The 20,886-nt window shown below is 41.5% G+C and carries 18 protein-coding genes, 1 tRNA gene and 1 other RNA gene; 18 read left to right on the forward strand and 2 right to left on the reverse strand.

Features of this window, described 5'->3' with window-relative positions; genetic code table 11:
- Nucleotides 1–77: 77 nt before the first annotated feature.
- Nucleotides 78–554 carry an SsrA-binding protein SmpB gene (gene smpB / locus ACZW67_RS00585; protein WP_197099834.1) on the reverse strand — a complete coding sequence of 159 codons (477 nt, stop codon included), beginning with the start codon at nt 552–554 and terminating at the stop codon, nt 78–80.
- A gap of 244 nt (nt 555–798) precedes the next feature.
- Between smpB and coaD the strand changes: the two genes are divergently transcribed.
- From coaD to recO, 18 genes are all read left to right on the forward strand, one after another.
- Complete coding sequence (gene coaD, locus ACZW67_RS00590) at nt 799–1,323, forward strand: pantetheine-phosphate adenylyltransferase (RefSeq protein ID WP_197099835.1); 525 nt, start codon at nt 799–801, stop codon at nt 1,321–1,323.
- A 60-nt stretch (nt 1,324–1,383) separates the two neighbouring features.
- A complete protein-coding gene (locus tag ACZW67_RS00595) occupies nt 1,384–1,632 on the forward strand; it encodes a YfhL family 4Fe-4S dicluster ferredoxin (protein ID WP_021814308.1) in 249 nt (82 codons plus the stop codon).
- A 55-nt stretch (nt 1,633–1,687) separates the two neighbouring features.
- A complete protein-coding gene (gene bioA / locus ACZW67_RS00600) occupies nt 1,688–3,016 on the forward strand; it encodes an adenosylmethionine--8-amino-7-oxononanoate transaminase (protein ID WP_465181761.1) in 1,329 nt (442 codons plus the stop codon).
- A gap of 48 nt (nt 3,017–3,064) precedes the next feature.
- The gene (bioD, locus tag ACZW67_RS00605; RefSeq protein WP_465181762.1) at nt 3,065–3,835 is read left to right on the forward strand and encodes a dethiobiotin synthase; all 771 of its coding nucleotides are present in this window, start codon (nt 3,065–3,067) and stop codon (nt 3,833–3,835) included.
- Nucleotides 3,836–3,909: 74 nt separating this feature from the next.
- Nucleotides 3,910–4,292, forward strand: an RNA gene (rnpB, locus tag ACZW67_RS00610) — RNase P RNA component class A.
- A 142-nt stretch (nt 4,293–4,434) separates the two neighbouring features.
- Nucleotides 4,435–4,511: transfer RNA gene (locus ACZW67_RS00615), tRNA-Met, on the forward strand.
- 238 nt (nt 4,512–4,749) lie between these two features.
- Entirely contained in the window at nt 4,750–5,562 is an 813-nt protein-coding gene (locus ACZW67_RS00620; RefSeq protein ID WP_194195922.1) for an ABC transporter permease, read from the forward strand.
- Between the two features lie 35 nt (nt 5,563–5,597).
- Nucleotides 5,598–6,269 carry an ABC transporter ATP-binding protein gene (locus tag ACZW67_RS00625; protein ID WP_465181763.1) on the forward strand — a complete coding sequence of 224 codons (672 nt, stop codon included), beginning with the start codon at nt 5,598–5,600 and terminating at the stop codon, nt 6,267–6,269.
- A complete protein-coding gene (locus ACZW67_RS00630; protein WP_465181764.1) occupies nt 6,238–7,353 on the forward strand; it encodes a KpsE/RkpR family capsule polysaccharide export protein in 1,116 nt (371 codons plus the stop codon). Before ACZW67_RS00625 ends, ACZW67_RS00630 begins: the two co-directional genes overlap by 32 nt.
- A gap of 70 nt (nt 7,354–7,423) precedes the next feature.
- Nucleotides 7,424–9,163, forward strand: coding sequence for a polysaccharide biosynthesis/export family protein (locus tag ACZW67_RS00635; RefSeq protein WP_465181765.1), 1,740 nt, complete (start codon nt 7,424–7,426; stop codon nt 9,161–9,163).
- 69 nt (nt 9,164–9,232) lie between these two features.
- A complete protein-coding gene (locus ACZW67_RS00640) occupies nt 9,233–11,782 on the forward strand; it encodes a capsular polysaccharide biosynthesis protein (RefSeq protein WP_465181766.1) in 2,550 nt (849 codons plus the stop codon).
- A 145-nt stretch (nt 11,783–11,927) separates the two neighbouring features.
- Entirely contained in the window at nt 11,928–13,172 is a 1,245-nt protein-coding gene (locus ACZW67_RS00645) for a capsule biosynthesis protein (protein WP_465181767.1), read from the forward strand.
- Nucleotides 13,173–13,529: 357 nt separating this feature from the next.
- Nucleotides 13,530–15,326, forward strand: coding sequence for a translation elongation factor 4 (gene lepA, locus ACZW67_RS00650; RefSeq protein ID WP_110921745.1), 1,797 nt, complete (start codon nt 13,530–13,532; stop codon nt 15,324–15,326).
- A 101-nt stretch (nt 15,327–15,427) separates the two neighbouring features.
- Entirely contained in the window at nt 15,428–16,330 is a 903-nt protein-coding gene (gene lepB, locus ACZW67_RS00655) for a signal peptidase I (RefSeq protein ID WP_197099844.1), read from the forward strand.
- Between the two features lie 131 nt (nt 16,331–16,461).
- Complete coding sequence (locus tag ACZW67_RS00660; RefSeq protein WP_465181768.1) at nt 16,462–16,854, forward strand: DUF4845 domain-containing protein; 393 nt, start codon at nt 16,462–16,464, stop codon at nt 16,852–16,854.
- Between the two features lie 101 nt (nt 16,855–16,955).
- Nucleotides 16,956–17,753, forward strand: a complete 798-nt coding sequence (gene rnc / locus ACZW67_RS00665) for a ribonuclease III (protein ID WP_465181769.1) — start codon at nt 16,956–16,958, stop codon at nt 17,751–17,753.
- Between the two features lie 361 nt (nt 17,754–18,114).
- Nucleotides 18,115–19,080, forward strand: a complete 966-nt coding sequence (era, locus tag ACZW67_RS00670) for a GTPase Era (RefSeq protein ID WP_465181815.1) — start codon at nt 18,115–18,117, stop codon at nt 19,078–19,080.
- A 56-nt stretch (nt 19,081–19,136) separates the two neighbouring features.
- Nucleotides 19,137–19,925 carry a DNA repair protein RecO gene (gene recO / locus ACZW67_RS00675; RefSeq protein WP_465181770.1) on the forward strand — a complete coding sequence of 263 codons (789 nt, stop codon included), beginning with the start codon at nt 19,137–19,139 and terminating at the stop codon, nt 19,923–19,925.
- A gap of 240 nt (nt 19,926–20,165) precedes the next feature.
- On the opposite strand, the gene ACZW67_RS00680 is transcribed toward recO, so the two are convergent.
- Nucleotides 20,166–20,759 (reverse strand): pilus assembly FimT family protein, encoded by a 594-nt coding sequence (locus ACZW67_RS00680; protein WP_465181771.1) that lies wholly within the window; start codon nt 20,757–20,759, stop codon nt 20,166–20,168.
- Nucleotides 20,760–20,886 lie beyond the last annotated feature (127 nt).

The following is a 20,886-nucleotide window of genomic DNA, read 5'->3' on the forward strand; positions in this document are numbered from 1 at the left end:
GCAACTGAGCGCAGATGTATATAACATACTTCAAGCGAAGTTAATGCTGTAACACCTCTATAGTGGATTTGACTGTATTAATCCAAATGTTGTTTAAAGCCACGTTGCTTATCACGTTCCCAATCACGATCTTTCAATGTTTTACGTTTGTCATGTTGCTTCTTACCGATGGCAAGACCAATCTGGCATTTCACCAGTGAGTTTTTCCAGTAGCAAGACAACGGTACGCAAGCATAACCTTTTTGGTTGATTGCCCCAGCTAGTTTTTCGATTTCACGACGATTGAGTAGCAGCTTACGAGTACGAATGCTATCTGGGCTAACGTGCGTTGAGCTCGATAGTAGCGGCTGAATGTGCGCACCAAACAAGAAAGCTTCGTTATTGCGAAATATCACATACGCTTCAGTAATGGTCATCTTACCTGCGCGAATGGCTTTGACTTCCCACCCTTGTAGGGCAAGACCCGCCTCAAACGATTCTTCAATAAAGTATTCATGGCGTGCCTTTTTATTGGCACAAATCTGATTCTCAGGTTTTTTTGATTTCTTTGACATGGTTTCCTCGTAAGGATTTCTAAGAACAACATCGTTGTCCTCACCTATAATTCCTCATCCTAATCCGCTTGTTTAGCGTGTTTTTTATTTAAAAAATAAGCAGGATGAGTCGAACCAACCATTGTAGCAAAGCCTCCGATAAAAATGTAAGTCAGCTGTTAGGACAAATGTAGCAGATAAGTATTAAGTTTGAGCAAAATTTGCTAGCATATAGTCCAATATTACCGACTATGTTAGCCATGCTATGAGCCTTCCTGATTCCCCCAATTCCTCAAAGTTACACACCAAAATTTTATATCCAGGTACTTTTGATCCTATTACTAATGGTCATGTGGATTTGGTCACACGTGCCACTAAGCTGTTTGACGAAGTCGTTATTGCAGTTGCTTCAGGACATCATAAAAAGCCATTATTCAACTTTGAAGAACGTGTCGCTTTGGTTGAGACCGTATTTGCTGACTTGCCACAAGTATCCGTGGTTGGCTTTGAGGGTTTGCTCGTCGACTTTATGCGTGTTCAAGGAGCTGCTGCTGTCTTGCGTGGTTTACGTGCCATGTCAGATTTTGAATACGAATTCCAGTTAGCCAATATGAACCGTGAGCTTGATGAAAATTTTGAAGCGGTATTTTTGACGCCAGCACCGAATTATTCCTTTATCTCATCGACCATGATTCGTGAAATTGCCAAACTTGGTGGCGACGTCACTAAATTCGTACCCACTTGTGTGTCTGATGCTTTTACAAAAAAACTGGTGATTCAAGACAGCTAGCCTTTTAATAGGCCGACAGCTGCAGCATATAGGCTAAAAACCAACCGTAAGGAGCCGTTCATGGCACTACTGATTACTGATGAGTGCATCAACTGTGATGTGTGCGAGCCTGCGTGCCCCAATGAGGCGATATCAGAAGGGGACGATATTTATGTTATCGACCCTGATCTATGTACCGAGTGCGTCGGGCATTTTGATGAACCACAGTGTGTGGTTATTTGTCCGGTTGACTGCATCCCTCATGATCCCAATCATGTCGAGACAGAAAGCGATTTATTGTCTAAATACAAACGTATTACTGGTCAATAAATAGCCCATACATTATTAATGATATTTGGGTTCGAAGCGCTTTAGGAACAATGTAATGACGATAAATGCAAACCAGATAACGAGCGATTTTGATCAACAACATCTCTGGCATCCATATGCTAGCCTGCCACCTACTTATCCAAATATTGTTATCGATCGTGCCGAAGGTATTTATATCGTTACCGAAGACGGCACGCGCCTTATCGATGGCATGTCGTCATGGTGGGCGAGCGTTCATGGCTATAATCATCCAAAATTGAACGCCGCTATTATCGAGCAATTGGGTAAAATGGCGCATGTGATGTTTGGCGGCTTGACCCATCAGCCAGCGATAGATTTGGGTCAGAAATTGCTCGACATTGTGCCTGCTGGACTTGATGCGATTTTCTATGCGGACAGTGGCAGTATCGCGGTAGAGGTGGCTTTAAAAATGGCGTTGCAATATCAAGTCGCCGTTAAGCGTCCGAACAAGCAACAGTTTGCCTCGACACATTCCGGCTACTATGGAGATACGTGGCATGCCATGAGTGTTTGTGACCCTATTAACGGCATGCATAGCCTATATGGCAAGCAATTACCAACGCAGCATTTTGTCGCAGCACCACCGTTGGGATTTGAGCGGGCTTTAACAGAATCTGATCGTGTTGCCCTTACAGCATTTTTTGATGAGCACAGCGATAAGCTAGCAGGTTTTATTATTGAGCCGATTATTCAGGGCGCAGGCGGAATGCGTTTTTATAGTCCTGAATATCTGCAATTGCTTCGTCAACTTTGTGACGAACATGATGTGCTATTGATTGCGGATGAAATTGCCACTGGTTTTGGTCGTAGTGGTAAGTTGTTTGCGTGTGAACATGCTGATATCAACCCTGATATCATGACCATTGGCAAGGCATTGACGGGCGGCTATATGACCTTTGCCGCGACATTATGTACCCGAAAAATTGCCGATACCATTCATAATAGCGACTATCCAGCCCTTATGCATGGTCCAACATTTATGGGCAACCCACTTGCTTGTGCGGTTGCGTGTGCATCGATTGATTTGATTATGTCTTATGATATTGAAGCACGTACCGCAAACATGCAGACTATTATGGAACAGCAGCTAGCACCAGCCGCGTTATTAGAAGGCGTGGCAGAAGTACGTTGTTTGGGTGCAGTCGCCGTCATTGAATTACATAACGCTGTTGATATGCCCATTTTTCAGGCTTTGTTGATTGAGAACGGTATCTGGGTCAGACCGTTTGGTAAATTGGTGTATATCATGCCGCCTTATGTGATTACTGATAATGAGCTTGTGACCTTATGCCAATCGTTACTACAGGTAGTGACAGTTTATCTGGCACAAGTTTCGAGTTCAGCTTCAAATATTGAAGTTTAGCAAAAACTCCCTGCATTATATGCCAGTCAATTTTTTATAAGGTGAGCTATGAGTGTTCTATTTGTTTCAGGTATCGATACCGATATCGGTAAAACTTATGCCACTGGCATCATTGCCAAATCGTTGATGCAGCAGGACGTCAACGTCATCACTCAGAAGCTGGTGCAAACTGGCGTGACAATGAATGCCAATACTGGCGAGATGGGCGTTGCTGACGATATCATTACCCATCGTCAACTAATGGATATTCCTCTACAGCCATGTGACCTTGATTTTACCACTTGCGCTCATCGCTATGAAAAGCCTGCATCACCGCACTTAGCCACTCGATTATCAGGGGAAGTGCTAGATCCTGAACTGATTACTAATGCCACCAAACGATTGCAAGCTGAGTACGACTTGGTATTACTAGAAGGCGCGGGTGGATTACTCGTACCAATAACGGAGCATTTATTAATTTTAGATTATATTGCTACTCAAGGTTATCCAATTATTTTGGTCACTTCAGGTCGTTTGGGCAGTATCAATCACACATTACTGAGTTTGGAAGCGATAAAAGCCCGTGGGTTATCTGTACATAGCGTTATTTATAATCATATCCATGACAATGCTGATAATACGGATACCGAGATTGCGAATAGCACGGTGGATTTTTTGCAAAATTATTTAGCTGCGAATTACCCCAAGGCTCATTGGCTACAGATACCAGCTCTAAAAAACCAAATGTCTGTTAATACAGAGATGCTTAATACTGAAATGCTTAATGCCGAAACGCTGTCAGAAAATTACTGTTTATCTTTGCCCGAAGGTTTTATTTGAGCTATTTATGCTGCTACTAAAAATAAATCCAAAAGACGTTCGCACTTTGCCATAAGTTTGTTATACTAGCGCGCTTGGTAGACTAGGCAATCGCCGCTGCACACTGGCAACAGACATGCAGGGGAGGAAAGTCCGGGCTACATAGGGCAGCGTGCCAGCTAACGGCTGGGCAGGGTAACTTGACGACCAGTGCAGCAGAGAGTAGACCGCCTTTGGCTTATATGAGTATCGCAAGATGTTCATGTCATCGGTAAGGGTGAAAGGGTGCGGTAAGAGCGCACCGCGTGGCTGGCAACAGTTCACGGCATGGTAAACTCCACGCGTAGCAAGACCAAATAGGCATCGGCATGGCGCGGCCCGCGTTCGATGCGGGTAGGTTGCTTGAGCGTACGAGCGATTGTACGCCTAGAGGAATGATTGTCCACGACAGAACCCGGCTTATCGGTTTACCAAACCTTTTTAATGGCCCAAATATTATTGAAAAGCTCGCTATTGATTGTTAATGATGGTTTCTCAATATTAGGTCAATTTTTTTGGAAAAAATGTTCATTAGGGGTTGACGACAGTCATCTGCTTAGGCATAATAGCCAACCTAAAATGGCGATGTAGCTCAGCTGGTTAGAGCGCATGACTCATAATCGTGAGGTCAAGAGTTCAAGTCTCTTCATCGCCACCATTTATAGATACTTTAATTAGTATCAACTAAAAAACCAATCTATCGAGATTGGTTTTTTTTTGCCTAAAATAAATGGTGGAAGTGTGTCGATAGTGAGGTGAATCGAGCATCTGGTTATTATTACTTACCCATTTCTTACTAAATCATAGGCTTATCTGTTTAGACACAGATTAATTGTTGTAACTTATGTCGCGCTTACTTATCATAGGGGCTGTTTTCGGTAAAGTCCTGTAACGCTATGTCTGTACAACTGCCCCCTTATCGTCCTATTAAGCATCGTAGTGGCCTCAAAGTCATGGGTGCTGCGTTTCATGCATTGCTCATGCGTGAGCTACAAACGCGCTTTGGTGGCTATCGCTTGGGATACCTTTGGGCACCGCTTGAAGTACTGTTTCAGGTGCTTATATTTTTAGTTATTTTTGGTGCTATTCGTGAGCGCTTAGTGCCAGGAATGGATTTCTCCCTGTTTTTAGTAGCGGGTATGGTTCCTTTCCGTATGTTCCAAAAAATAGCAACAAGAGCACTAGGGGCTGTTGATGCGAACAAAGGCTTATTGATGTACCGATCAATTAAGCATATTGATGTCATTATTGCCCGTTCATTTTTAGAGTTAGTCATTTATTTTTTTACTTCTATATTACTACTCGCAGGCCTAGCTTTCTTTGATATATATGCCAATTTAGAAAATTTGCACATTGTTTTGTTCTGTTGGATAACACTTTTTATATTTAGCTTTGGTGTTGCTCTAATCATGATGGTGATTGGTTACTATGGTGGTGAAATTAGTAAAGTGATTACAATATTCTTTACAATACTGTATTTCACCTCAGGGATTATTTATCCGATTCATATCATTCCCGAACCTTACTTTAGTTATTTGCTTTATAACCCCTTTATACATAATATTGAACTGATAAGACATGCGCTTGCGCCTAACTATCCAGTATCGCATATTGATATTGGCTACTTCTTGAAATGGATGTTTGCGGTTAATTTTTTAGGATTATTACTTTATAAGTATGCTGAACGCGATATGATTCGCTCTCGTTAGAAACAAGTATGCAAGCTATATAAAAAGGTAAGTAAATGATTGAAATTAGAAATGTTTCTAAGTCATTTATGACCAAGAAAGGTCGGCATTATCTGTTTAAAGATTTAAATCTGACCATTGGTGATAAACAGAGCGTTGGTTTGCTAGGTCGCAACGGTGCTGGTAAGTCAACCTTGCTCCGTATTATCTGTGGTCTTGATGAGCCAGATCACGGAGAGATTATTACTGACTCAACGATTTCATGGCCAGTCGGAGTGGCAGGTGGTTTCCAAGGTAGTTTGACAGGTCGTCAAAACGTACGATTTGTTTGTCGTCTATATTCAAGTGGTCCTTACATCGACGAAAAAATTCGGTTTGTCGAAGAGTTTGCAGACATTGGTAGTTATTTTGACATGCCAGTGAAAAGCTATTCGTCAGGGATGAAAGCACGCTTAACGTTTGGCTTAAGCTTGGCTTTTGATTTTGATTATTACATGCTTGATGAAGCAGGTGCCGTGGGTGACGCTGCTTTTCGAAAGCGTAGTGAAGAGATATTGGCTGCACGTCGTGAGCAAGCAGGATTTTTGATAGTGTCGCATAATATCGGTGATATTAAGCGAAACTGTGATATTGGTATTGTGTTAATGGACCAAACAGCACACGTCTTTGATGATACAACAGAAGCGATAGAAGTTTATGAAAAGCATATCCACAAAGCAAAAAAGTAAGATCGTTAGCTTCTCGCTGTTTATTGGCTTAGTGATTCTTCCTTGGGTGTTAGTGATCTTTTATGTCATGACGTTTGCCCATCCACGATTTACGTCGACGGCTAATGTAGTGGTCAAACAGGTCAGTGACACCAGTACGGCATCAGGTGGCGGCTTATCTGCGTTACTGGGTGTGAATAGTACGAGTAAAGAAGATGCGACTTATTTGACAGAGTACATTCTGTCCAATGATATGGTGAAGCGACTTGATAAAAAATTCAAGTTCCGTGAGGCTTATCATGTTGATGGTTCAGACCCGATCAATGAGCTTAAACCTGATGCCACGCAAGAAGAGTTGCTTGAGTACTTCAAACAACGGGTTCATATCAACCTGGATGAACAAAGCTCTATACTTTCAGTATCGACAGAAGCGTTTGATGCAAAGTATGCTTTTGAGCTCAACAAAACGATCTTGAGTGAGTCTGAGCAGTTTGTAAACCGTATTTCACAAGAAGTTGCTCGTGATCAATTGGTATTTGCAGAAACACAATTAAACGAGTCGCAAGATCGTTTAAATGAAACGAAAGAGCAGCTATTAAACTATCAAAATGACAATGAAATTTACGACCCACAAGCTAATGCACAAATTGTTAACCAGCTGATTGGTAGTCTACAAGGGCAGTTGAGTTCATTACGTACGGAAGAGCGTCAATTGCTTAGTTATTTGAACCCAGATGCACCGCAGGTCGTTTCATTAAGAAGTCAGATAAAAGCTGTCACAGAGCAGATTACTCAAGAGCAAACCAAATTAACGTCACCAAATACCACCAAGTTGAACCGCCAAGCCATACAGTTTGAAACTATCAAAGCTGATGTTGAGTTTGCGACTGAGCTATATAAATTATCGTTATCATCACTTGAAAAAGCGCGTTTAGAAGCCTTCAAAAAGATGAAAAATCTGATTGTGATTTCAACGCCATATGAAGCTGAAGAAGCATTGTATCCACGCCGTGGCTACATTATTTGGACATCACTAGCATTGCTATTGATATTCTATGGTTTCGTGCGCTTGGTAATGGCAGTTGTCCGTGACCATCGTAGCTAGATTTGTTCAAGGCAACTTTGACAAACCAGATATCAATAATGATCGATAGATCAGCAAAGGAATACAACGCATGAATACAAAACCACGTTCTATCGTGATGATGATTAGTTTGGCGATGGCCGCGACGAGCTTGCCAGCCATGGCAGCAGATAGCGCTGCTAATCAGATGGCTGGATCTAGCTTTGGTACAAGTAACAATACTAGCAACGCCTCAACGCAAGCATTCTCTGGTAGTGTTCCGGCTCAGGCAACGATGCAAGAAGCAGTGAATGCAGCGAGTTTGCCCAGTCAGTCGGTTATCAATACCACACGTCCGTATCAAGATATCAACACTCAAGATATGATGTTTGGTGAGCAGTTGTTTCGCGGTGCATTCTCGACCACTTCTGGCTCTACTTTTAATGACAGCTATGTGATAAACCCTGGTGACAACGTCCAAGTAAGGATGTGGGGTGCCTATCAATATGCAGCCACTACTACAGTTGATCCACAAGGTAATATATTCTTGCCCAATGTTGGTCCAGTACGCATCTCTGGTGTACAAAATGGTAATTTGCAAAACGTGGTCAAAAGCGCTGTCAGTCGTATTTACCGCTCTAATGTTGGTGTTTATGCTTCACTAGAGCAAGCACAACCAGTGAAAGTATTCGTTACTGGTTTTGTCAAACAACCTGGTTATTATGGTGGTTTGGCAGCAGATTCAGTATTGTCTTACTTAGACAGAGCAGGCGGTGTTGATCCAACTCGTGGTAGCTATATTGATATTCAAATAAAGCGTAATGGTCAGATGTTACAGCAAGTCAATTTATATGATTTCCTATTGGCCGGTAAACTACAGTCATTCTCATTTCGAGATGGTGATGTGATAACTGTCTCTCCGCAAAAGAAAACCTTTGCAGTTAGTGGCCAAGTTCAGAACGAATACACTTTTGAGTTTGATGTAAACGATTTGACCGTAGGTGATGTATTACAAGTGGCCAGTCCAGCAGCGAATGCGACCAATGTTAGTATTACCCGCAGTGCAGGCCGTGCGCAGACAGCAGAATATTACTCATTAGCTGATGCTCAAAACGTGCCTGTTTATAATGGGGATCAGATGGTAGTCACGTCAGATCGCTATGCGGGTACCATTGCTGTTCAAGTTAAGGGCGCGCATACGGGTAACGGTGCGATGATTGTACCTTACGGGGCTCGCCTGAAAGATATTATCCCGCAATTGCAACCGAGTCCACTTGCAAAGCTAACCAACTTGACCATTTATCGCGAATCTGTTGCTGAGCAACAAAAGCGTATGATTAATGAGTCGCTTGATCGCTTAGAAGAATTAACACTTGCGACGCAGTCGACGACCCGTGAAGAAGCAGCCCTGCGTCAAGATGATGCTACTTTAGTTAAAGAGTTTGTAGCTAAAGCTCGTAAAGTACAAACGGATGGTCGAATTGTTGTCGTACCGAACTCATGGCAGGACATCATTCTACAGCAAGGTGATATCATTGAGATACCTGCGCAAACCTCTATCATTACGGTAAATGGTCAAGTGCGTGCGCAAGGGGCACTGACATTTAATGCTGATTATACAGTTGGCGACTATATCGCTAGCTCCGGTGGTTTTGGTGATAATGCTGATACTAAAGAGATTCTTGTGATTCATCAAAACGGTACAAATGAAGTGGTTAACACTGCGTACCGTATTCAGCAAGGCGATGAAATTATGGTATTGCCAAAAATCAAAACTAAAAACGTAGAAATTGCCCGTGGTATATCACAAATCCTCTATCAATTGGCAATCGCTGCAAACGTCATATTTTGATCCTTGATTTGAAAGCTCAATGCATTGTTGAAGTTTGATAAATAACGCTCAATTAGTAAGGTATGAAATATGGCAGTAAGACAGGCAAATACTGATAACGACAAAGCTATGTCTTTGATGTCTGAGTCTGTCATTGCAGCACAGCCGTCATTACTATTTACTCAATTGGCCGTTGTGGGAAAAGGTATACGTCATAACAATGTGTTGTTGCCGCACATGCTACAAGCCGATATTCAGCGATGGTACCCGTGGTCAGGATTGGCCTATCGCTTGGTTGATGATAGTTCGTCCTTTTTACCGTTACCACATACTATAAAACAGAAAATTATGCATTCATCAAAACAGCAACCTGATGCATTTATTGGATGGGGTCACAAGAAAAGCTATCAACGAGCCAACAAGGTGGCTACACGGCAGCAGCTTTCAACCCTCAGTATTGAAGATGGCTTTTTACGCTCATTGGATTCGGGTATTAGTAGCCGTCATGGTTTGAGTGTGGTTGTTGATGATGTTGGTATCTACTTTGATCTGACACAGTGTTCACGCCTCGAGCAGCTGATAATTGAGCGTACTAAAAATGCTATTATCGATAAGAGTGGAACAGAGCAAGCACGTGCTCAGCAATTGATGGCACGTATCTGTGATGAACAGATTAGCAAGTATAACGCAGTCATCGACTGCCCTTCATTAAACGACTTGGTTAGTCAAGACAATATAAACACGCTCAAAATACCTCTAAAATCTCATGTTCTATTAATTGATCAAGTAGCTGGTGACTCTTCTGTTAGAGGTGCTGGTGCTAACAAACGTCAATTTAAGCGAATGCTGAAAGCCGCTTGCAGTAATCATCCAGACTCTCATATTTGGATAAAGGCTCATCCTGCATCAAAATCAGGATACCTGACCAGTCTTAGACCACCTAAAAATGTTCGACTATTAACGCAAGCGCTTAACCCAATTGCATTGCTTTCTCAAGTGGAGCATGTATATACAGTCAGCTCACATATGGGCTTTGAGGCATTGATGTTGGGTAAAAAGGTGCATTGTTTTGGTGTCAGCTGGTATAGCGGGTGGGGGCTCACCGACGATAGTGGCGCACCAAAACGTTTGCTTAAAGAAGTTCAGCATCGTCGTGAATTGTCTGCCAGAGCATCAGTGATTACTAAGAAAACATCAGGCTTGTCACTATTCTCTACAGCGTCTAGTAAGACAATAAATACCACGCTAGAAACACTGTTTTATAGCGCTTATATTGACTATAGCCATTACGTAGATCCCGCAACCAAAAAGGCTTGCGACATAGATACGGCTATTGAGTGGTTGGTGACCAATCGTCATTGGCAATCACGTTTGGAAGGCGATTTGACAGTATATGAGTTCAGCCGTTGGAAGTTGCCTTTTGTGAGAGATTTTATCAATCTGCCACGTACAACATTATTCGTTAAACCTAAGCCACGCTTAAAGAATCTACTGCATCCAGATCATTTTCGAGTCAACTATCAGCGGCCTTTACTTGTATGGGGCTTAGCCAAACGACAGCAAGTACAACAGAAGCGCCAGAAAAAACTAGTAATGCAGTTTTCTGAAAAGCCTTCTATTTACTGTATGGAAGATGGATTTATCCGCTCAAATGGTTTAGGTGCCACACTACTCGCACCATTGTCGGTGGTAATAGATAAGCAGGGCATCTATTATGATGCGACTCAGCCCTCAGATTTAGAAACATTGTTGTGCAACTGCGAAGCGCTAAATCCACACCAAAGTACACGAGTAAAACTGCTGCAAGAAAAGCTACTTACTCAGCGCGTGAGTAAATACAATGTGGGTGCTGATGTTAATAGTTCTGATAGCCAGCATAGCTCATGGATGCAGGAAGCAAAATTATCTGGCAAACGCCGAATTCTCATTATCGGTCAAGTAGAAGATGATTTGTCAGTTCAGTATTGTGGTTCGACCATCAAGACTAATCGTGGCTTGATTGATCGTGTATGCCAAGACAGCCCTGATGCTTACCTAATTTATAAGCCGCACCCTGACGTTGAGGCAGGGTTGCGAGCAGGCAAAGTAACGGCAGCAGGTTTACGTCAAGTAAATGCGGTCGCCTATGATACGGCCATGCCTGACTGCTTAGAATGTATCGATGAAGTGCACACTATTAGCTCGTTGACGGGTTTTGAGGCATTGCTGCGTGGTTTAAAGGTTACCTGTTATGGTTTGCCATTTTATGCAGGATGGGGGTTAACGACTGATATTGACGCAGAGTTATCACCCAAGTCTAAATATTTAGAAAGACGCAAAAGAGACACAGCGTTGACGCTCGAGCAATTACTGTATTGCGTGCTCATTCGCTATCCACTCTATCGTTTACCAAATGGCTATGGGCTTGCGCAAGTAGAACAGGTTATTGATTATCTGTATCCATCTATAAACGAATATATGCTTGAAGGTAATGGTAAAAAAGAATCTCAAACTAAAATGTTTAACAATACGCATCACTCGATGCAGACCTCTAAGTCAGCAGTATCGACTTTGACTACACAAATTAAGCGTCATGCCGCCACACGTTTTATGCAGCAGCGTCATCAATTTCAGCAGTTTTTGCGTAAAGTATCCCGTTGATGGGCTTCGGACTCGTGGCATAATTCCGCTGCGACAAGCAGATTGTTTTTCGGTATAATATTTTTTATTCTACGTGCCTTCACACGGTTTACCGACCACTCTCGTTTTTATTTATGACCCTTTCACTTAATGGTAGTCCAATACTATGGCAGCATCGATGTCTCACTTGCTTACTCATCGACACGTCTTGCTGTTACAAGGAAAGATGGGCGGATTCTTCAATCGCTTTTCGACATTTTTGCAAACCCAAGATATCAAAGTTAGCAAAATTAACTTTAATGCAGGTGATGCTTTTTTCTATCATCATGATAATACCTATGAATATACGGGAACATTAGCGCATTTTTCTTCTTGGTTGCAGGCATTCATTAAAGAAAATGCCATTGATGCGATTGTTTGTTTCGGCGATTGTCGCCCACATCATACGCAAGCTTCCTGTATCAGCGAGCAGTTAGAGACGTCATTTTTCGTATTTGAAGAAGGGTATTTGCGTCCTGACTATATCACCTTGCAAGAACATGGGATTAATGGCTATTCACGCTTAAATATAGAAGACATCAAAGCACTCAAAAAGGCCAATGATCAGCCGCTATATACACACAATCGTTTTTATCGGTTGAGTATTGCTGCTATTGTTTATTATATTATTGCTTGGATGTATAAAGGTCGCTATCCACACTATTCGCATTACCGTGGCATGACAGCATGGCAAGAAGCGATTGCTTGGCTGAGAGCACCATGGCGAAAATTGCGAGATTACATACCTGATAAACAACTGCAGAATAGACTGACTAAGAACGAAAGTAATAATTACTTCTTGATTAGTTTGCAAGTGCATAATGACTCACAGATTACCCATCACAGTGATTATCGAGATGTTGTACAGTTCATTGATGAGTCTATTGCAAGTTTTGCAACTTATGCTGATAAGCAGCAGTTGCTGGTACTGAAGCATCATCCGTTAGATCGTGGTCATCGAGACTATCGTGAGTTGGTATCTAGCTTGGCCGTGCGCTATGAAGTGGTTGACCGTGTTTTTTACGGTTGCGATATGCACTTGCCAACCTTGATGAAACATAGTATTGGTATGCTGACTATCAACAGTACCACGGGTCTGCAATCGGTATATCATAAAAAACCAACCAAGATCATGGGTCGTGCGATTTATAATACGCCTAAGCTGACCGATCAAAAACCACTTAGTGATTTTTGGCAACGGCCTAAAAGTCCCGATAATGAGTTTTATCTAAGATTTCGTGAATATTTGATAGAACAGACTCAGATAAACGGTGCTTTTTATGGTAAATCACCATGGATGTATAAATATTTGGGTCAAGCAGGAAGTAAGTCTGTAGAGAAGGGCATCTCTAAATCCAATATACCCCAGTAGCTTTTTCTACTGATTTATTGTGAGTCATTTTGATGGATTATTAGCACCACAGAAGACAATAAAGCCCTAATAAGCATCATACTTTCTCTCTGTATGGTTATCAGCTCGTAACTTCACTTGTAAATCATCTCTCTGCTCACAAAATCGCCTTACTTTGTAGTGGAAAACTGCTAGAATACTCTTTTACATCTGCACGTAAGTAATAGCCTATTCGGCGATTGATTTGAGATAGCAGTTTTAGTGTATAAGCTGATTTGAGCTATTTTCAGTAATACGCAATTATGATATCGCTTGCGTGTGACAGCATTTATTCTTTTAGTTTCACTATTCTATCACCCTTAATTTAGTAGGCGCTTTGTGACTGCATTAGCCAATATTCGTAACTTTTCAATCATTGCCCACATTGATCATGGCAAGTCGACACTTGCTGATCGTTTTATTCAGATGTGCGGTGCCTTGCAAGATCGCGAGATGCAGGCTCAAGTACTTGACTCCATGGATATTGAGCGTGAGCGCGGTATCACTATTAAGGCGCAGTCCGTAACCTTGTTCTACGATCATCCTAATGGTGAGCGTTATCAGCTCAACTTTATCGATACACCAGGACACGTCGACTTTTCTTATGAAGTGTCGCGTTCATTAGCCGCTTGTGAAGGTGCGCTTTTAGTCGTTGATGCCGCGCAAGGTGTCGAAGCGCAATCAGTAGCCAACTGCTATACCGCAGTTGATCAAGGCCTAGAAGTCATGGCTGTACTGAATAAAATTGATTTGCCACAAGTTGAGCCTGAACGCGTTATTCAAGAGATTGAAGACATCATTGGTATTGATGCAGTTGATGCACCGCGTGTATCAGCCAAGTCAGGTTTAGGCGTCGATAAACTGCTCGAAGCATTGGTTGCATTTATTCCAGCACCGACTGGTGACCGTGAAGCACCGCTACAAGCCTTAATCATTGATTCGTGGTTTGATAACTATTTGGGTGTGGTGTCATTGGTTCGTGTGCGCGAAGGAACTATACGCAAAGGTGATAAGCTCTATATTAAATCAACTCAAGAGGCGCATTTAGTGGGTTCTATTGGTGTGTTTACACCAAAGCCTGTAGATACGGGTATTTTAGAGGCGGGTGAAGTTGGTTTTATTATTGCTGGTATTAAAGACATTGCCGGCGCGCCTGTTGGTGATACGATTACTCACGCCAAAACGCCTGATGTCGATCGTATTCCGGGTTTTAAGCAAGTAACACCGCAAGTTTATGCAGGCATGTTCCCTGTAGAGTCTACTGACTTCGAAAAATTCCGTGAAGCCTTGCAAAAACTGCAGATCAATGATGCCTCACTATTTTTTGAGCCAGATACTTCAGATGCGCTTGGTTTTGGTTTCCGCTGTGGCTTCTTGGGTATGCTGCACATGGAGATTATCCAAGAGCGTCTAGAGCGTGAATACGATTTGGATTTGATTACGACAGCGCCCTCAGTTATCTATGAAATTGAGAAAAAGAATGGTGATGTTATCTATGTAGATAACCCTTCACATTTGCCTGAGCCAAACAACATTGAAGAGTTTCGTGAGCCAATTGCTCGCTGTCAGATCTTAGTACCGCAAGAGTACTTAGGTAATGTGATGACTTTGTGTATTGAACGTCGTGGCGTTCAGGTTGATATGCGCTTTATGGGTCGACAGGTACAGCTGATATTTGACATTCCAATGGGCGAAGTCGTCATGGATTTCTTTGATCGCCTGAAGTCGGTCTCACGCGGTTTTGCCTCGCTCGATTATAACTTTGAACGTTATCAAGCCGATAAACTGGTGAGAGTCGATGTGCTAATCAATGGCGATAAAGTCGATGCCTTAGCGATGATTGTGCACGAAACGCAATCACGTTATCGTGGTAACGCATTGGTTACTAAGATGAAAGAGTTGATTCCACGTCAGATGTTTGATGTGGCCATTCAAGCCGCTATTGGTAGCCAAATCATCGGGCGTAGTACTGTGAAAGCCATGCGTAAAGATGTACTAGCCAAATGTTATGGTGGCGATGTTTCGCGTAAGAAAAAGCTATTGTCTAAACAGAAAGCTGGTAAAAAACGCATGAAGCAAGTAGGTAATGTGGAAATTCCACAAGAAGCTTTCTTAGCTGTACTACAAGTAGAGTAAGTATTGAATATTCATTGTTAGTGTAAAACTGACAGTGATTAGTACAATTAATTGATAAATAGCAACCGTTAAAGCAGCAGCTCGTTAATAGGCAAACTAGTATGGATTTTGATTTTAATTTAATTTTAGTGCCATTAACCGTCGTTTTGGGTATTGTTTGGCTATTAGACAAATTGGCACTCAAACAACGTAAAACTCGTGGGCGTGGTCAAGAAGGCTTACTAGTACGCTGGGCTTATGATTTTTTCCCTGTATTGGCAGTGGTCTTGATTGTGCGCTCATTCTTGATTGAGCCTTTCAATATTCCATCATCTTCTATGGTACCGACGCTTTATACGGGCGATTTTATTGCTGTAAACAAGTATTCTTATGGCGTAAGACTACCGCTAACTTATAATAAAATATTGGATACCGGCTCGCCTGAACATGGTGATGTGGCTGTATTTCGCTACCCTGAAAATCCTAGTATTTATTATATTAAGCGTGTGATTGGCTTGCCTGGTGATACTGTCAGCTACGATCAAGGTGTACTTGCGATTAACGATGTTCCGATTGATACTCAGCCAGTAGATTTTTCGGCAAGTGCTGAATTGACTTCACAGCTTTATCTGCCGGGACAAATTGCTCCAGGGCAAGAGCTGACCGAAGAAAGTGCAGCTGCGATGGGTCAGCAAGAGGAAGGTGAGGCGCAGTACTTTGAAGAAACACCGGGTGAGAACAAGCATCTTGTTCGCTACTTGACTGGTATGAATAGTGCTCAGTACGCACCCTTCCTACAGCAGCAGTCACCAGAAGTGGTTAGCTCAGAAGGGACAGAATGGCGTATTAATGTTCCAGAAGGTCATTATTTTGTTATGGGTGATAACCGTGACCGTAGTGCTGATGGTCGGTTTTGGGGGTTTGTACCTGATGAGAACTTAGCGGGCAAAGCAGTTTATATTTGGATGCATAAGCCACCAGGACTTAATTTACCAACTTTCCAACGCAATGGAGCTATTAATTAAGATGGTAAGAATCTCTATTGGTTGATTTTTCGATAATAGTTTTGTGCTAATATTGTTGCTACCTAATTAACGGATACCTTATATTTAGGTATCTACCAAAAATAGCAACTTATCAGTAGAGGAATACCATAATGCAGCAACTATCTGGATTGGCCACTCAGCGCGGTGCTAGTGTGACAAGTATCGTATTCATCATTATGGTGTTGGGCATTGCTGCCAAGCTAGTAGTTGCTATCGTTCCAGCTCAGATTGGTGATTATCAATTGACTAAAACTTTGAGTACAGAACTTCTCGAGTCAAATAATAACAACGAAACGGCCAAGCAGTTTGTTGCACGTGTTAATAGGCAGTTATCTATCAATGCTGACTATAATACTACCGCAGAAGAAGTCTTTACTTTTACTAATAAGAAAACCGGCCAGTTGGCTATTTATAAGCAATATGCAGTAACCAATAATTTCTTTAGCAATATTGATATCGTCAATCGTTTTGAAGGTGATATTGATATGGCAGCAGCAGAGTAATTGAAAGAGGTGTCAATATCCTCTTAAATTTTCCTTATAACCTTAGTCGATAGATATTATGACTAAATCCGTAAAACAGAAGGGATAACCACAAGCCACGCATGAAACCAACTTCGCAGCATTCCCAAGCGGTTCCTACTCCTCAACAAAATGGCACGTCTGTCGACACGCTTGTTGTTAGCTCAGAATTTATTCAGCGGCTAGCGGTATTAACGCGTAAGTTGGGCTATGTGTTCAACGACTTGAGCCTTCCAAAACTTGCATTGACCCATCGCTCATTTGATAGCAAGAAAAACTATGAGCGTTTAGAGTTTTTAGGCGATGCCTTACTAGGTATGATTGTCGGTGAGGCTTTATATCATCGCTATCCTAGCCAAAATGAAGGTCGATTAACTCGTATGCGTGCAACGTTGGTACGCCAAGAGTCACTGGTCATCATTGCGCAAAACTTAGAGCTCTCTAATCACCTTATACTAGGAGTGGGCGAGAGGAAGGGCGGTGGTCGCAATCGTGCTTCTATACTGGCCGATGCAGTAGAGTCTCTGATAGGGGCTATATATTTAGACAGTCAAGATATGGGTATTACGCGAGATTGCGTGCTCTCTTGGTACGGAGATTTGATTGATAACGTCAATGATCGTAAAGCATTAAAAGATGCAAAAAGTCGTTTACAAGAGTGGCTTCAATCTAAGCAGTTTGACCTGCCACATTATGAGCTAATGGAAACACGTGGTAATGCACCGTATCAAATATTTGTTGTACGTTGCCATGTTAATATCATTAACTGCCCTGATATTACTGAATCTGGTGAGAGCCGCCGTATCGCTGAACAAAAAGCAGCAGAGCTTATGATCAACCAGTTGCATAAACTTCCAGGCTCAGCTAAAAAGCGTACATAACTAACATTTAGCGATTTACTACCAACGCAATTTTAAACTGACGACCCATATTAAGTGACGTTTTAAAAATTGCTTATTTGCTTTTTTTTAAACGTCACATACTTTCAAACCTCAAATATTTCCCAACCGACAACGGTTTCACTTTTTAGTGCTGATAAAACCAATTCATCATTAAATACCGTTTGACTGGTTATAAAACCTACAGGATTACCCTATGAGCAATCATACTGATTTGCCCTCAAATAATGAAGATAACGCCGAAAATATGACTGAAAAAAAAGATATCAACTTAAGCCAAGATAATACTGATATAACGAATGATGGTATCTCTCACTCAGAAGATGTGGCGTCAGAAAACGATATGGCGATTGAAGAGTTCTTTTCGCCTAGTCGTCATGAAGGCATAGCTGATAACTTTAAGACAGGTTATGTTGCTATTGTTGGACGTCCAAATGTCGGTAAATCGACACTAATGAATCACTTGTTGGGTCAAAAGCTGTCTATTACGTCACGTAAACCGCAAACGACTCGTCATCGTATTCACGGCATTCTGTCAAATCATGAGATGCAGGCCGTATTTGTAGATACACCAGGTATTCATCGTAATGAAGTGCGTGCTATCAATGAGCGTATGAACAAAGCCGCCGTATCTGCATTAGTAGATGTTGATTTGGTACTATTCGTTGTTGATTCAGACCAGTGGCGTGACGATGACTTGTTGACCTTGCAGAAGCTCGGTGAGACTGATTTAACTGTGGTATTGGTCATTAATAAATCAGATACCTTAAAAGATAAAGGCAGTGTATTGCCACTTATCGAGACTTTTAATGCCAGTTTTGATTTTGCTGACATCGTGCCTGTATCTGCTTTAAAAAATCAGAATCTAGACCGCTTAGAAGAAGTGATTGCGTCACATCTACCAGTTGCGGCACCTATTTATGATACTGAACAAATTACCGATCGATCAGAGCGTTTTTTAGCCAGTGAGATTATCCGCGAAAAAATCATGCGTAGTTCGGGCGACGAAGTACCATATGATTTAACGGTACAGATTGATGCATTTAAAGATGAGCCTGCACATACTGATCCAAAGACAGGTCGCCCACGTAAAGCTTGTACTTTTATCGATGCGACTATTTATGTTGAGCGTACTGGTCAAAAAGCGATTGTCATTGGTGACAAAGGACAACGTATCAAGCAAGTGGGTATGGATGCTCGCAAAGATATGGAACAGCTTTTCGACAAAAAAATTATGCTCACATTATGGGTGAAAGTGAAACGTGGTTGGTCTGATGATGAACGTGCATTAACCAGTTTGGGATATTGATTGAATACTAGCACTGTAAACATTTCTTTATGTGCTAGATGCTGAGGTAATAAAAAATGCGTAACGAAGCACTAGTTGGTTACTTATTACATCAGCGTCCCTATCAAGAAAAGCGCGCTTTATACTATTTGTTTTCTCAGCAGCATGGTGTGATACATGGTATTGGGAAAAAAGGCGCGCCATTATTTATGCCGCTACAACTTTTTGCTACCGGCAAACGTGACTTAAAGACTTTCAGTCAAATCAATATCACGTCACAAATTGCCATTCCAAAAAGTATAGAAGATAAGGCTAATATCGCTGCTACTCTAGAGTCAGTGCCTTATGGAAATATCACTGGCCAGCAGCAATACTCTGCATTGTACTTAAATGAAATATTGTGGCGGTTGTTACCCACTGAAGATCCTATGCCTATATTGTGGCAGCATTATCAAGACAGTTTACATCAGCTTAGACAGCCTTTAAGTACCGATGAATTACGATTGTGTCTGCGCCAATTTGAGTCTCACTTATTTAATGAGTTGGGTTTTAGCTTAATTTTGACCCACGATAGTGTCCAAGATATTATCGAACCGAATTGCTCTTATTGCTTTTTACCTGATGTGGGATTTATGCCTGTCTTACAGAATGAATCACAGTCTGAACATTTAGAAAGTACCTTAGAAAGCACCACGATGAAAACTGTATTCATAGGTGCTGAATTGATAAAAATGGCAGAGTTGGGTATTACTAAAACGACTTTGAATCATTGGTCGAAGTTATATCGACACCTCATCGATCACTTGCTCGATTATCAACCGTTGCAGAGTCGTTTGTTGTGGCAGCAGCAGCGACGTTATCAATAGTTAAGATGCTCGTTGCGTTATATTATCTATAAAAGTTGTTTCCCTCAAAACACAGGCTATCTCATATATTGTTTTAGAAATGTGATTAGGGAACGACTTACCCCTTGTTCTAAGTATATCTCTGTTGTCGATAGTATACTCTTTCTTTAAAAGTCTCTATTCAAGTCAATCATCCAATATCAAATTGTTGTAGGTGAACTATACGTCAAAATCACTAAAAGGCGTCGTATGCCAAGCTGACTAGCTATCGCATTTGGTAGGGTGATTTTCATTAAATTTTTGTCTAATGCGGCCTGCTTGACTAAACGATATGAGATACGTGGTCTTATTATAATCAACAGTGGGACAGTATTTTATATGGCCAAAGTGTCCTCGGGGCTTACCACTATCACCCCAAAATTTGGTGTAATGGCGTCTAGCGCCCACTCTTAAACTTAGCTTACTGTATTTAAGGTTTAAGGACTGCTGAGAGAGTAGGGAATCTATTTGAGTATCAAAATGCTTGTTATCATTTTTGTCTATAAAGAGCAACAGTGTCGTGTCGCTATCTCTATGGCAGCGACCTCCACTATCAGATAGACAAACGATTATATTCTGTCTTCTGATATAACTCTCAGCCTTCGCTAAGATCAGCGAGCTTTCTAACTGACTTTTGATACGCTTGGCTTCCATATTTGCTAATTGTGTTTGTATGAACGGCATTGCAATTGACACTATAATTGCTAAAACTGAAACGGTAACAATAAGCTCGACTAGGGTAAAACCTTGTCTACCTTTAGATATATTTGTCTTTATTGAAACTTTATTAAAAGTGGATTTGTCAGAAAGTGACATGCAGAAACGCATTATAAGAAAGATAAATCTCTTACGAACGTGTTTATAGTCAATTGATATCAGTAAGCGTGATAGAAACGTAGATAGCTTTCCATAACTTGATAATATTCTATAGAGCAGTGTCATA

This window comes from Psychrobacter sp. TPE 89C, from assembly GCF_055522395.1.